At 57.7% G+C, this 13,851-nt stretch carries 13 protein-coding genes; 5 read left to right on the top strand and 8 right to left on the bottom strand.

From position 1 onward, the window contains the following. Positions 1-182: 182 nt before the first annotated feature. On the bottom strand, positions 183-1,451 hold the full coding sequence (locus ACK3CV_RS14320; RefSeq protein WP_033634813.1) for a YeaH/YhbH family protein: 1,269 nt from the start codon (positions 1,449-1,451) through the stop codon (positions 183-185). Positions 1,452-1,583: 132 nt separating this feature from the next. Then, the gene (yeaG, locus tag ACK3CV_RS14315; RefSeq protein ID WP_004932230.1) at positions 1,584-3,518 is read right to left on the bottom strand and encodes a protein kinase YeaG; all 1,935 of its coding nucleotides are present in this window, start codon (positions 3,516-3,518) and stop codon (positions 1,584-1,586) included. 42 nt (positions 3,519-3,560) lie between these two features. On the opposite strand from yeaG, the gene ACK3CV_RS14310 reads away from it, so the two are divergent. Further along, positions 3,561-3,836, top strand: a complete 276-nt coding sequence (locus ACK3CV_RS14310; protein WP_154067234.1) for a hypothetical protein — start codon at positions 3,561-3,563, stop codon at positions 3,834-3,836. A gap of 108 nt (positions 3,837-3,944) precedes the next feature. Beyond that, positions 3,945-4,709 (top strand): MipA/OmpV family protein, encoded by a 765-nt coding sequence (locus ACK3CV_RS14305; RefSeq protein WP_033647613.1) that lies wholly within the window; start codon positions 3,945-3,947, stop codon positions 4,707-4,709. 94 nt (positions 4,710-4,803) lie between these two features. Here the strand turns inward: ACK3CV_RS14305 and ACK3CV_RS14300 are convergent, their stop codons facing one another. Next, positions 4,804-5,679 (bottom strand): D-hexose-6-phosphate mutarotase, encoded by an 876-nt coding sequence (locus ACK3CV_RS14300; protein ID WP_164038929.1) that lies wholly within the window; start codon positions 5,677-5,679, stop codon positions 4,804-4,806. Positions 5,680-5,762: 83 nt separating this feature from the next. Further along, the gene (gene gapA / locus ACK3CV_RS14295; protein ID WP_004932222.1) at positions 5,763-6,758 is read right to left on the bottom strand and encodes a glyceraldehyde-3-phosphate dehydrogenase; all 996 of its coding nucleotides are present in this window, start codon (positions 6,756-6,758) and stop codon (positions 5,763-5,765) included. A gap of 348 nt (positions 6,759-7,106) precedes the next feature. Here gapA and msrB point away from each other — a divergent pair, with 348 nt between their 5' ends. Together msrB and ACK3CV_RS14285 are read left to right on the top strand one after the other, a co-directional pair. Then, complete coding sequence (gene msrB / locus ACK3CV_RS14290; protein ID WP_004932219.1) at positions 7,107-7,520, top strand: peptide-methionine (R)-S-oxide reductase MsrB; 414 nt, start codon at positions 7,107-7,109, stop codon at positions 7,518-7,520. 63 nt (positions 7,521-7,583) lie between these two features. Beyond that, positions 7,584-7,856 (top strand): YeaC family protein, encoded by a 273-nt coding sequence (locus tag ACK3CV_RS14285; protein ID WP_164038925.1) that lies wholly within the window; start codon positions 7,584-7,586, stop codon positions 7,854-7,856. Between the two features lie 46 nt (positions 7,857-7,902). Here ACK3CV_RS14285 and chiD read toward each other — a convergent pair whose 3' ends face one another. The 4 genes from chiD to sppA all read right to left on the bottom strand — a co-directional run bounded on the left by chiD (position 7,903) and on the right by sppA (position 13,034). Further along, positions 7,903-9,180: a chitinase ChiD gene (gene chiD / locus ACK3CV_RS14280; RefSeq protein WP_164038922.1), complete on the bottom strand. Its 1,278-nt coding sequence runs from the start codon at positions 9,178-9,180 to the stop codon at positions 7,903-7,905. Positions 9,181-9,412: 232 nt separating this feature from the next. Continuing rightward, entirely contained in the window at positions 9,413-10,045 is a 633-nt protein-coding gene (gene pncA / locus ACK3CV_RS14275; RefSeq protein ID WP_164038918.1) for a bifunctional nicotinamidase/pyrazinamidase, read from the bottom strand. A 22-nt stretch (positions 10,046-10,067) separates the two neighbouring features. Then, on the bottom strand, positions 10,068-11,084 hold the full coding sequence (ansA, locus tag ACK3CV_RS14270) for an asparaginase (protein WP_033638505.1): 1,017 nt from the start codon (positions 11,082-11,084) through the stop codon (positions 10,068-10,070). A gap of 93 nt (positions 11,085-11,177) precedes the next feature. Continuing rightward, the gene (sppA, locus tag ACK3CV_RS14265; RefSeq protein ID WP_164038915.1) at positions 11,178-13,034 is read right to left on the bottom strand and encodes a signal peptide peptidase SppA; all 1,857 of its coding nucleotides are present in this window, start codon (positions 13,032-13,034) and stop codon (positions 11,178-11,180) included. Between the two features lie 160 nt (positions 13,035-13,194). Here sppA and ACK3CV_RS14260 point away from each other — a divergent pair, with 160 nt between their 5' ends. After that, positions 13,195-13,746, top strand: a complete 552-nt coding sequence (locus tag ACK3CV_RS14260; protein ID WP_004932204.1) for an NAD(P)H nitroreductase — start codon at positions 13,195-13,197, stop codon at positions 13,744-13,746. Positions 13,747-13,851: the final 105 nt, after the last annotated feature.

Here is a 13,851-nt window from a genome sequence, read left to right as displayed (position 1 = left end):
CGAATGTTTAGGAATAACCTCAGAAGAACAAATAATAGAGACGGCCGTTCTGGGGAATCTGACTTATTATTGATATTGCCATTGCCTAAAAATCAAACATAGGTGATGTAAATATATAATGCGAAAAAGAAACAGCCGGAAAACGGCGTTTTCCGGCTGTGGTGACATTCACGCGACGTTATTCACACGGTCTGTTTGCGAAACAGTTCGCGGAATACCGGATAGATATCGTCCGGTTCTCGGATATGCTGCATGGCGAAGTTATCGAATCTTGCCTGCAGATCCTCATATTCGCGCCACAGCGTTTGATGAGCGCGGCGAGTGATTTCTATGTAGCTGTAATAACGCACCATCGGCAGGATCTTTTTCGCCAACAGCTCATGGCACAGCGGTGAGTCGTCGGCCCAGTTGTCGCCGTCCGACGCTTGCGCGGCGTAGATATTCCATTGCGCCGGGTCATAACGCTCTTCGACCACGTCGTTCATCAACTTCAGCGCGCTGGAGACGATGGTGCCGCCGGTTTCCTGCGAATAGAAGAACTCCTGTTCGTCCACCTCTTTCGCCTGGGTGTGATGGCGAATATAGACCACCTCGACGTTCTTGTAGGTTCGGCTCAGGAACAGATAAAGCAGAATGTAAAAGCGCTTGGCCATGTCTTTGGTCGCCTGATCCATTGAACCGGACACGTCCATCAGGCAGAACATCACCGCCTGGCTGGAAGGCTCCGGCCGGCGCTCATAGTTTTTGTAGCGCAGGTCGAAGGTATCGATAAACGGTACGCTTTCGATTTTCTTGCGCAGTTCGGCAATTTCCTTGCGCAGCCGCTCCTCTTCCAGCAATTGCACCGGTTCGGTGTTTTCCAGCTGGGTCAGCGCGTCTTCCAGCTCGTGCAACGCGCGTCTTTTACCGGCGGTCATGGCGGTACGTCGCGCCAACGAGTTCTGCAGCGAACGCACGACGCTGATGTTGGCCGGCACGCCGTTGGCGGTATAGCCGGCGCGATGGGTTTTGAACTCGGTCAACTGCTTGTACTGATTCTTTTTCAGGTTGGGCAGGGCGAGATCCTCGAACAGCAGATCGAGGTACTCGTCTTTGGAGATCTGGAAGACGAATTCATCCTGGCCTTCACCGTCCTGGCTGGCGTTGCCCTGGCCGCCGCCACCGCCTGCGCCGCCCTGAGGCCGCTCAACGCGATCGTTCTGCACGAAGTGGTCATTGCCCGGGTGAACGCGATGGCGAGTGCCGCCGCGCCCCTGATGAAACATCGGTTCGTTGATATCGTCAGTGGGGATGGAAACCGACTCCCCGCTGTCTACGTCGGTGACCGAACGCTTGTTGATGGCTTCGGCAATCGACTGTTTGATTTGCGACTTGTAACGGCGCAAGAAGCGCTGGCGGTTCACCATGCTCTTGTTTTTGCCGTTCAGCCTCCGGTCAATGAAATAGGCCATACTTCCCCCAAACGACGTTGCCAACTCTTCATGTCCCGGTCGCGACAGCGCAATATGCCAGCCCCTCCCTGGGCTGCGCTGCAACGTCCATGACTGTGGACATGGCCCTGATAATGCCGCTTACCTGAGGCGTTATGAGGATTTTCTGACCCGCAGATACCATTCACACAGCAGGCGCACCTGCTTGCGGGTATAGCCTTTCTCCATCATGCGGTCGACGAAGTCGTCGTGTTTCTTCTGCTCGTCCGTCGATGTTTTGGCGTTAAACGAAATGACCGGCAACAGTTCTTCGGTATTGGAGAACATTTTCTTCTCGATCACGGTGCGCAGCTTCTCGTAGCTGGTCCAGTTCGGATTACGGCCGTTGTTGTTGGCGCGGGCGCGCAGCACGAAGTTCACGATTTCGTTACGGAAATCTTTCGGGTTGCTGATGCCGGCCGGTTTCTCGATTTTCTCCAGTTCGGCGTTCAACGACTCGCGGTCGAACAGCTGACCGGTGTCGGGATCGCGATACTCCTGATCCTGGATCCAGAAGTCCGCGTAGGTCACGTAACGGTCAAAAATGTTCTGCCCGTATTCCGAGTAGGATTCCAGATAGGCGGTCTGGATCTCTTTGCCGATAAATTCGGCGTATTTCGGGATCAGATAGCCTTTCAGGTGCTCCAGGTATTTCTCTGCCAAATCCTGCGGGAACTGTTCGCGTTCGATCTGCTGCTCCAGCACATAGAACAGGTGTACCGGGTTGGCCGCCACCTCGGCGTGATCGAAGTTGAATACCCGCGAGAGGATTTTAAAGGCGAAACGGGTGGAGAGGCCGTTCATGCCTTCGTCAACCCCGGCGTAGTCGCGGTACTCCTGATAAGACTTGGCTTTCGGATCGGTATCCTTGAGGCTTTCACCGTCATACACGCGCATTTTCGAGTAAATGCTCGAGTTTTCCGGTTCTTTCAGCCGCGACAGCACGCTAAAGCGCGCCAGCGTTTCGAGGGTGCCCGGCGCGCAGGGCGCGTGGGTCAGCTCGCTGTGATCCAGCAGCTTGTCGTAAATCTTGATCTCTTCCGACACGCGCAGGCAGTAAGGCACCTTGACGATGTACACGCGGTCGAGGAACGCTTCGTTGTTCTTGTTGTTACGGAAGGTCACCCACTCGGATTCGTTGGAGTGCGCCAGAATGATGCCGTTGAACGGCAGGGCGGAGATGCCCTCGGTGCCGTTGTAGTTGCCTTCCTGGGTCGCCGTCAGCAGCGGGTGCAGCACCTTGATCGGCGCTTTGAACATCTCGACGAATTCCATTATCCCCTGGTTGGCGCGGCACAGGGCACCGGAGTAGCCGTAGGCGTCCGGATCGTTCTGCGCATGGTTCTCCAGTTTACGGATATCCACTTTACCGACCAGCGCCGAGATGTCCTGGTTGTTCTCATCGCCCGGTTCGGTTTTGGCGATGGCGATCTGCTCCAGGATGGAAGGGCGCACTTTGACGACTTTAAACTTGGTGATGTCGCCGCCGAACTCATGCAGGCGCTTCGCCGCCCACGGCGACATGATGGTGCCGAGATAGCGACTCGGGATGTTGAACTCTTTCTCCAGGATCGAGGCATCTTCCTGCGGGTTGAACAGGCACAGCGGATGATCGTTGACCGGGCTGCGTTCGCCGTTGGCGCTGAGGGTGTAGATGGGCACGCGCTGCATCAACGCCTTAAGACGCTCCGCCAGCGAGGATTTACCGCCGCCCACCGGGCCGAGCAGGTACAGGATCTGTTTCTTCTCTTCCAGGCCCTGCGCGGCGTGTTTCAGGTAAGAGACGATCTGTTCGATGGCCTCTTCCATGCCGTAGAATTCTTCAAAGGCAGGATAGCGTGCGATCACGCGGTTGGAGAACAGGCGCGACAGGCGTGATTCTAGCGCAGTGTCGACCATCACAGGTTCACCGATAGCCATCAGCAGACGTTCGGCCGCGTTGGCATAGGCACTGCGATCTTGCCGGCAAATGGTAAGAAATTCCTGCAGTGTGAACTCTTCGTCCTTGGCAGCTTCATAGCGCTGGCGATAGTGGTCAAATATGTTCATGATGCCCGTCCTTTCGTTATTAGCACAGGTTAAAGAGAGCGTGTGATAGTGTTCTGGCCCCCGGAAGATGAGAATACGCCTGAGTACAGCAACCCGTATGCCAACTTGGTGCGCTTATTATCGCGAGTTGCGCTGTTTGCCACTGGGCTCAGGATAAATTCACCTTCTGATTTAAGCTTAGTTTGCTTGCCGGAAAATTTCCTGCCGCAGAAAAAGCTTTTTTTAAGTCATATCAATGACTCAGTTATTACAGTGGAAGCCAAATGCCTTGTCTGGCGCGGCCTGCAGGATGAAACGTCATCGTTCCGCCATGATTAATTCATAATTCCGCTATAAGTTATTCGATCTTGGTCGTTTTCTATTGTAAAGATTAGGCGCGCAACTAAATTTTCACATAAACTATTGCGGCTATTAACCCTGTAATTTATGGAAAAAGAACCAGTGAAGATTTCAAAACTCAAAACGCTAGCAATTATCGCTTCCGCAATGGTTTGTGCGCAAAGTGCTCAGGCGGGAACCTGGTCACTCGGCGCCGGCGCGCTGGTTAGCCCGGACGCGTATCGCGGTTATCAGGATCGCGTATATCCGGTGCCCGTCATCGACTATGAAGGTGACGACTTCTACTTCCGTACTCTGACCGCCGGTTACTACCTGTGGAAAGATCAAGAAAACCAGCTGAGCATCATGGGTTACTACACGCCATGGGGCTACCGCCCTGGCGACAGCGATGACGATCGCATGAAGCGTCTCGACAAACGCCGCGGCACGCTGATGGCCGGCCTGGCTTATTCGCACCACGCGGAGTGGGGCACCCTCCGCACCACCTTCACCGGCGACACGTTGAACTACAGCAACGGGCTGGTGGGCGATGTGGCTTATCTGTACAAGTTTGATCTGGACGCGCTGACGCTGGTCCCGGGCGTAGGCGTGATGTGGAACAGCAAAAACCAGAACAAATATTACTACGGCGTTAGCGCCAATGAATCGCGCCGCAGCGGTCTGGACAGCTACACCCCAGGCGATAGCTGGGCGCCGTACCTTGAGCTGAGCGCCAATTACCAGATCAACAAAAGCTGGAACGCCTTCTTCCTCGGCCGCTATGTGAAGTTGTCGGATGAAGTGAAAGACAGCCCGATGGTGGATAAATCCTACACCGGTTTGTTGATGACGGGTGTGAGCTACACCTTCTAATCACGCATTGCACGATTATCGTGCATGGCGTGCATCAAAAAGGGGCGCTGGCGCCCCTTTTGCACATCTGCAGTGCGCTGTCGCGCGCGGCGCCTCAGGCCTTCTTACGGCTGCGGAAGGTCACGCCCAAACGGGCGGGCTGCTCGCCGGCGGCGACCAGCGGTTTGCTGACGCGCCCGGTCTCGATGCAGACCATGGTCTTGTAACCGTCGTTCGGCATATCCCCCATGCTGCAGGAGAGCTCCACGCCGGGGTTCCAAGCGATGACGTCGCTCATATGATGGTGGTGAACCTCTATGGTGCGCGCGAGCGCCGGATCGCGGATCTGGCTGAAGGCCTCCGGGCGGGTATAGACGCGGTCGGTTTGGCCGACGAAGGTCACTTCGCCTTCCTGAAGCGCCTCTGCGCCGCCCGCCACCTTGTCGATATAAGGCTCGCCCAGACCCGCCACGCTGACCCGATCGATGTCGCCGACCTGGAAGTAACTGTGCAGCGCCGCCGTGGCCTGATAATCGCCGTGCGATTCCAGTTCGATTTCGCACTCCGCACCCAGCTTGAAGCGGGCAATCAGCGTGAAGGCGTGCGGCCACAGTTTGCGGGTCTGCTCATTGTCCTTCAGCGTAAAGGTCAGGATGACGCCGTTGTCATCTTCATCGTGCGCCGTCAGGCTCCAGGGCTGGTTGCGGGCAAAACCGTGGGAGGGTTGCGCCACCGGGCCGAACCACGGCCAGCAGATCGGCACGCCGCCGCGGACGGCCTTGCCTTTGGCGAAGGGGGTATTGTTGCTGAGCCAAATCACCGGCTGCTCACCGCTGGGCTGCCAGGCCAGCAAATGGGCGCCTTGCAGCGCGACGGCGGCGCGCACTTTCGGATGCGACACCACAACCACGCCCAGCTCATCGAGTTGCCGCTGGCTGATGTAAGGCGAAATCTGTTCGGAAACGGGCAGGGTGAAAATTTTCTCGTTCATTTCATGACCTATTGTTTGCCGGAGAGACAAATAAAAAAGGGCGACAAAAATGTCGCCCTCATTATCAGCTTAACATCATGCCATTACTTGGAGATGTGAGCGATCAGATCCAGAACCTTGTTGGAATAACCGGTTTCGTTGTCGTACCAGGAAACCAGTTTCACGAAGTTGTCGTTCAGTGCGATACCGGCTTTGGCATCGAACACGGAAGTCAGGACTTCGCCGTTGAAATCGGTGGAAACCACGTCGTCTTCAACATAGCCCAGAACGCCTTTCATAGAACCTTCAGCGGCGTCTTTGATGGCTTTCTTGATTTCTTCGTAGGTAGCCGCTTTTTCCAGACGCACGGTCAGGTCAACAACGGATACGTTTGGCGTCGGTACGCGGAACGCCATACCGGTCAGTTTGCCTTTCAGCTCTGGCAGAACAACGCCAACCGCTTTCGCTGCGCCGGTAGAAGAAGGGATGATGTTCTGGGATGCGCCGCGGCCGCCGCGCCAGTCTTTGTGGGACGGACCATCAACGGTTTTCTGAGTTGCGGTGGTCGCGTGAACGGTGGTCATCAGGCCTTCAACGATACCGAAGTTGTCGTTGATGACTTTAGCCAGTGGCGCCAGGCAGTTGGTGGTGCAAGAGGCGTTGGACACGATGTCCTGGCCGGCATATTTATCAAAGTTGGCGCCGCGCACGAACATTGGGGTCGCATCTTTGGATGGGCCAGTCAGAACCACTTTTTTGGCGCCGGCGGTGATGTGCTTACGTGCGGTTTCGTCGGTCAGGAAGATACCGGTCGCTTCAGCAACCACGTCAACACCCACTTCGTTCCACTTCAGGTTAGCCGGGTCTTTCTCTGCGGTAACACGGATGGTTTTGCCGTTAACAACCAGGTGGCCGTCTTTAACTTCTACCGTACCGTTGAAACGGCCGTGAGTAGAGTCATACTTCAGCATGTAAGCCATGTACTCTGCGTCCAACAGGTCGTTGATTGCAACGATCTCGATGTCAGAACGCTCTTGAGCAGCACGGAAAACAATGCGACCGATACGGCCAAAACCGTTGATACCTACTTTGATAGTCATATATTCCACCAGCTATTTGTTAGTGAATAAAAGGTTGGTTGTAAAATTACAAAAACCTTACCCAGCGTCAAGCGGAATCGTGTCAATTCTTGCGGCAAGTCAAACCGGAAGGGTGGTTTTGCACGCTTATTGCACAGTCCATTTGCGCTCGGCCTCATCCGTTATATGGGGACAAGCCGCCAAGTATAAAGTCAGCATACGCAAGATGTGTGATCGCTATCACATATCATCGTGACGTGGCCTTTATGGGCTACAGTTTAGGCCAAAAACCCCTGCAGCGGTGTTAATTTTTTGTTATTATTAATCATTGTTTTCGTTGACATTATCCACATTCAGAGATAAGCACAAATGGCTAAAGAGACAACCCCCGGTCATCCGGTCACGGAACTGAATGAAATCCAACGTTATGTGACGCAACAGCGCGGCACCGAAGCGCCGTTCAGCGGCAAATTGCTGCACAACAAGCGCGAGGGCGTGTACCATTGCCTGTGCTGTAACCAGCCGCTGTTCTATTCCGAAACCAAATACGATTCCGGCTGCGGCTGGCCGAGCTTTTATGAGCCGGTTTCCGCCGATGCTATCCGTTATCTTGATGATAATTCACATAATATGCATCGTGTTGAAATCCGCTGTGGCCATTGCGACGCACACCTGGGGCACGTTTTCCCCGATGGCCCGCAGCCGACCGGCGATCGCTACTGTGTCAATTCCGCTTCACTCAGCTTTACCGATGGCGAAAATGGCGACCAAACGGCTGGTTAAGTGGTAATTTAACCAACAAAATCGATTCAGCTAATTATTCATCCGTAAGCGAGAAGGGCTCTGATGGACGTGAAAGATCTGATTGCGGCGATGACGCCCGAGATATACCAGCGCCTGGTACAGGCGGTTGAACTGGGCAAATGGCCGGACGGCGTGGCGCTGACGCCGGAGCAAAAAGAAAACAGCCTGCAGGCGGTGATGCTGTGGCAGTCGATCAACAACGTCGATCCGCAGCACATGAGCATCGGCACCGACGGGCAGATCGTGATGAAGAGCAAGCAAGAGCTGAAACAGCAGTTCGTTGCCGAGCCGTTGGCCAAACTCAAACCGCAGTAAGGCTTCCCTAATGAAAGCGGGGCGATGTCGCCATCGCCCCGTCGATTCACCGTTTTTCGCCCTTAATTCCCAGCGATTCCGCCAGCTGCTGCGCCAGCCGGTTGTCGTCATCCGCGCCGTATTCCCAGAACATCGCACCGCCCAATCCCTGACTTTTGATGTATTCGGCCTTGATGGCCACCGAACGCGGATTCTCGTAGGAGATGGCGAACAGCGGCTTGCCTTCGGCGGATTGCAGCGTCAGGTAAGGCACTTTGGCGTCGTCATCCCAGTGCTCGCGAAAACGATGCTGCGGATCGTTGAGCAATTTACTGACGATATCGTGGTATTTAAAGTAAGTGTCTTTGCTGAGATCCAGCCCCAGCGCGTTGAACAGGGCGGTTTCTCGCGCGCTGAAGTAAGGTTGCGTCACCGGATGTTTGGCGGCGTCCGGCTTGTCCCAGTCGATACCCGCCTCGGTCGCCCGTTTCGGAACCCGGCCGTAGAAACCGATGCCCAGGTTCATCTGCGCCGGTTTCAGCCCGGCAGCCAGATAATTCTTTACCACGAAATCGGCGCTGTAGCGGTCGGCGGCCGCCACGGTTGGCCAACGTTTGGAATCGTACAGGTTGGCATTGAAGTACTGCGTGCCGTAAGCCATGTCGTAGGTCATCAGATTGATGTAGTCGAGGTAAGGGGCAATGCTTTTCACATCGACCCATTCCTGCGGGCTTTTGACGTTGGCCCCGACGGCGATGGTTAGCAGCTTGCCTTTACCCAGTGCCTGGTGAAGCTCTTTTAGCAGCAGGGTGAAGTTGTCGCGATCCGCCGGTTGGCTTTCCACCAGCCCCCAGGCGCCGTTCACCGGATATTCCCAGTCCAGATCGATGCCATCCAGCTGATACTGGGCGATCACCTGCAGCGCGGAGCGGATGAATATCGCCCGGTTTTCCGCAGTTGCCGCGGCACCGGAGAAACCGCGTGCGCCCCAGCCGCCGACCGACAGCAGCACTTTCAGCTCGGGGTTCTGTTTACGCAGTATCGGCAGCCGTTGCAGATCGGCCGTGACCTTCGGCGACAGGTAGATCTGGTGGCGGCGAGCGGGGTCTTTCAGCGCCGCATTGGCTTCGCCTTTCTCGCCGTTGTAGATCAGGCCGAACGAATAGTTGAGGTGGGTGATTTGCGTGACGTCCAGCTTGTCGATATCGCCACCGGGGCCGGCGGTGACGTCGCCGCCGCCGTTGAAGTAGCCGACGGAGAGATAAGCCGCCTGGGCCGTGCCTGCGCCGGCCATAGCCAACTGCACCGCCGCCAGCAAAGGCAGCAGTTTTCGGGTTATTTTCATGTCTGTCTCCTTGGGTCGGCAAGGCCGACCGTACCGCCAGGGGCGGTCACAATAAAGCCGGGCTCAGTGGGCCCCGGATGCGTATAACCGATTGACGCCAAAAGCGTCGCAGCCATAACAGCAAAAGCGCCTGCTGCTCACAAGCGGCTGGCGGAGAAGAAGGGCGATATTGTGAGCGGCGTCGAAGTTTCCGCCGCCGCTCGGAGAAGGCGCCGCTGGCGCTTGGGAGGGGTTAGCGGGCGAGAAACTGTGACAGGGTAACCAGTTGCGCACCGGCGCGCGCCATGTCCTGCAGCGCCCGCTCGCTGTCGTCTGGCTGCAGATTCACGCCGCAGCAGCCATCGACGATCACCTGCGTCGGATAGCCGGCGGCCAGCGCATCCAGCACGCTGAACTTCACGCAGTAGTCGGTCGCCAGGCCCATGATTGCCAGCCGCTGGACGCCCTGCGATTGCAGCCAGCCGTGCAGTTCGGTCTGCGCACGGTGGCCGTTATCGAAGAATGCGCTGTAGCTGTCGATATCCGTATCCTGGCCCTTGCGAAAAACGGCATTGATGTGCTGCCGCTGTAACTGGGGGTGAAAATCGGCGCCGTGGCTCCCTTGCACGCAGTGCACTGGCCACCACACCTGCGGCAGGCCTTCCAGCTCGCCGAGGGTGCCGACCTGCGCATGGGAGTTCACCGCAAAACTGCGGTGATTGGCGGGATGCCAGTCCTGGCTGGCTACCACCGGTTCGCCACGCGCCAGACAGGCGGCGATCGCCTGATTGGCCACCGGGATGACGGCGTCGCCCGCCGTGACCGCCAGCGCGCCGCCGGGGCAGAAATCGTTTTGCAGATCGATCAACAACAGGGCCGTTTTCATCGCCGCTCCAGAGTTCAGTAGGTTAACCGTTGATGCTCAGCTCGCCGCGCAGGTCTTGCTGCATCAGGGCGCGGATTTGTTCCGGCGTCAGCGGCTGGCTCAGCAGGTAGTGCAGCTTGGTCAGGGCGGCTTCCACCGTCATGTCGAAACCGCTGATCACCCCGGCGTGCGCCAGCGCGTTGCCGGTGGCGTAGCCTTCCATATTGACGCGCCCGGAGATGCACTGCGTCAGGTTCACCACCACGATGCCGCGTTCTGAGGCCGCGCGCAACTCGTCGATCAGCTCGGCCTTCTGCGGCGCGTTGCCGACGCCGTAGGAACGCAGGATCAGCGCTTTGACCGGCTGCAGCAGGAAGTTGCGCACCACCGCGCCGGAAATGCCCGGATAGATAGTGACCACTCCGATCGGCTGCGGCGTAATGTCGTGCACCCGCAGCGCGCCGTTGCATGGCGGGCTGTCGATGCCTTGCTGGCGGCGAATGTGAATACCGGCTTCCAGCAGCGGCGGCAGATTCGGGGAGGCGAAGGCGTCGAAGCCGTCGGCGTGCGCTTTGGTGGTGCGGTTGCCGCGGAACAGCTTGTTGTTGAAGAACAGGCTGACTTCATTCACCGGATGGTTGGCCGCCAGATACAGCGCGTTGAGCAGGTTGGTCTGGCCATCGGAGCGCAGCTCCGCCAGCGGAATCTGCGAGCCGGTGACGATCACCGGTTTAGCCAGGTTTTCCAGCATGAAGGAGAGTGCCGACGCGGTGAACGCCATGGTGTCGGTGCCGTGCAGGATCACGAAGCCGTCGTAGCGATCGTAGTTCTGCTTGATGTCGTCGGCGATGTGCTGCCAGTCTTCCGGTGTCATATCCGAAGAGTCAATCAATGGCGCATATTCATGAATGGTGAAATCCGGCATTTCCGGGCGATGGAATTCGGGCATCAGCGCCAGCTGGCGCTGCAGGTGGCCGGAAACCGGGATATAGCCGTGATCGGAACGCTGCATGCCGATGGTGCCGCCGGTGTAGGCGACGTAAATGGATTTCTTTTGCATGGTCATGATTTTAACAAAGATAAGATGGGCTGAATTATAGGGGCATGGCGGCAGAAAAAAAGCCCGGCGATGGCCGGGCTGCAGAATTATTTGTCAGCGGACTTCTCCGCAGGTGAGACAGATCGCATAACGGTTTTGCGGATCGTTCAGGTTATTGAACAAACCCGGCTGTTCTTTCACCGCGTTGGCGACCGAGGCCAGCGGAGCGGGCAGCATGGCTTGAATCGCCGCCGGCAGCATGGCGTGAACGGAAACGCCGAACTGGCTGAGCACCATATCGCTCAGGCTTGGGGTATCGACGAACCAGTTGAGCTGCCACTGTTGCAGCTTCGCCAGCTCGGCGGCTTTTTTCACCGCGTCGTCGAAATCGCCCAACTGATCGACCAGGCCGTTGGCCTTGGCGTCGCTGCCGAGCCAGACGTGGCCCTGGGCGATTTGGTCAACCTGCTGCGGGGTCATCTTGCGCGATTTGGCGACCAAATCGAGGAAGTTCTTATACCCGTTTTCGATGTTCAGCTGCATCATCTGCGAGAACTCCTGCGGCAGCGCCTTGGTGACCGCAATGTCGGCCAGCGGCGAGGTCGCCACGCCGTCGGTGTGCACGCCCAGCGTATCCAGGGTTTTCTCGTAGGTGTTGATGATGCCGAAAATGCCGATGGAACCGGTCAGGGTGCTCGGGCTGGCGATGATGTAGTCGGCCGGCGTCGAAACCCAGTAGCCGCCCGACGCGGCCATGCCGCCCATCGAAACCACCACCGGTTTGCCGGCGGCGCGCACGGCGGCCAGTTCGGAGCGGATCACTTCGGATGCGCTGACGCTGCCCCCCGGGCTGTTGACGCGGAACACCACGGCCTTGATGGCCGGATCCAGACGGGCCTGACGCAGTTCGGCGGCGGTGCTATCACCCCCGACGTTACCCGGCGTCTGCGGGCCGTCCATGATGGCGCCGTTGGCGAAGACCACGGCGATCTTGCCGCCCTGGTTGGCGTCCGGTTTCGGCTGGTAGTCGTAGATGCTGATGGCGTTGAAATCGTTCGCCTGTTTATCCCAGCCGAAGGTCTTGACCAGCTGATTTTCGATCGCGGTGCGCGAGGCCAGCTCGTCCACCAGCTTATTGTCCAGCGCATAGCGAGCGGTGTCGCCACCGGCCGCCTGCAGGCCGCTCAGCACGCCGGCGGCGCCCGGGAACAGCTGCTGTGGCGTCAATTGGCGGTTGGCCGCGACGGTTTCCAGATAGTTCTGCCACAGGCCGCCAATCCAGCGGCTGTCCGCTTCGCGCGCCGCCGGAGACATATCGTCGCGGATCAGCGGTTCGACCGCCGATTTATAGGTGCCGACGCGGAAGATATTGGTGGTGACCTTGAGCATGTCCAGCAACGACTTGTAATACAGGTTGTTGGTGGCGAAACCGTGCAGATCGACCGCGCCCTGCGGCGACAGATAGACCTTGTTGGCGTAGCTGGCCAGGAAGTATTGCGTCTGGTTGTAGCTGTCGCCGATGGCGAAGATCGGCTTGCCGCTGTCGCGGAACTCGCGCAGCGCCTTGCCGATATAGCGCAGCGACGGCTGATCGGCGCCGACGAAGTCATTCAGCTGCAACACCATGCCGGTAATGTTTTTATCGTCTTTGGCCTTGCGGATGCTATCGACCACGTCGAACAGCGAGTTTTCCTGCAGACGGCTGCTGGAGGCGCCCAACAGCTCGCGGCCCCATTGCCGCACCCGGTTGTTTACCGAGGGCTGATCGACCACCACGCCGCTTAAATCGACCAGCAGCGCGCCGCGCGCCGGGGCCGTCGTGGTGGAGGAACTTTGGAAGGACAGATAGATGCCAACCCCAACCAGGATCAGCAAGACCAGGAACAGGTTAAGGATCAGTTCCCTGATAAAATTCAGCAGACGCCATGTCCACCGGAAAATGCCGGCAATAATTTGCCACAATGTGCGCATGTGCTCTCCAACAAGAGTCGAGAATGTTCCGCTATCCTAATGAGCGGCCGGGGAAATGTCAGCTTTAAATCGTGGCACACAGACGCTATCGCCGAGGCTGTAACTCGTCGTTTAGCTATGTTAACGTGGCCGGAATGAAAATTGTTATCAGGAGTTTACGATGGATGCTCTGGATCTTTTATTGAATCGCCGCTCGGCTTCGCGCCTGGCGGAACCGGCGCCGGCGGGGGAAGTGCGCCAAAATATCATCAACGCGGGCCTGCGTGCGCCCGATCACGGCGCGCTGCAGCCGTGGCGTTTCGTGATGATCGAAAATCAGGGTCTGGAGCGCTTCAGCCAGCTGCTGCAGGCGGCGGCGAAGCAGGATCAGCTGGACGAAGCGGCGATCGAAAAGGCCACCAAGGCGCCGTTCCGCGCGCCGCTGATCATCACCGTCATTGCGCACTGCACTGAAGAGACCAAGGTGCCGCGCTGGGAGCAGGTGGTTTCCGCCGGTTGTGCGGTGCAGGCGATGCAGATGGCGGCGCTGGCGCAGGGCTTTAACGGCATCTGGCGCACCGGCGCCTGGACCGAGCATGCGCTGGTGCGCGAAGCCTTCGGCTGCCGCGAGCAGGACGAGATCGTCGGTTTCCTCTATCTGGGCACGCCGCAGCTGAAGGCCGCCACCAAGGTGACGCCGCCGGACAGCACGCCTTTCGTCAGCTATTTCTGAGTTTTCTCCCGCGGGGCGCGGCGAAAATGCGCCAAACCCCGCAAAATCGCATGGTTTCTGAGCAGGTCGTTCGCTTATCGCTGGCGCGCTCTTATCAATCCCTTC

The sequence above is a fragment of the Serratia sp. TSO36 genome (assembly GCF_057808395.1).
Note: the sequence above shows the minus strand (reverse complement) of the source record. Positions and strands in the feature narration are given on the sequence as shown.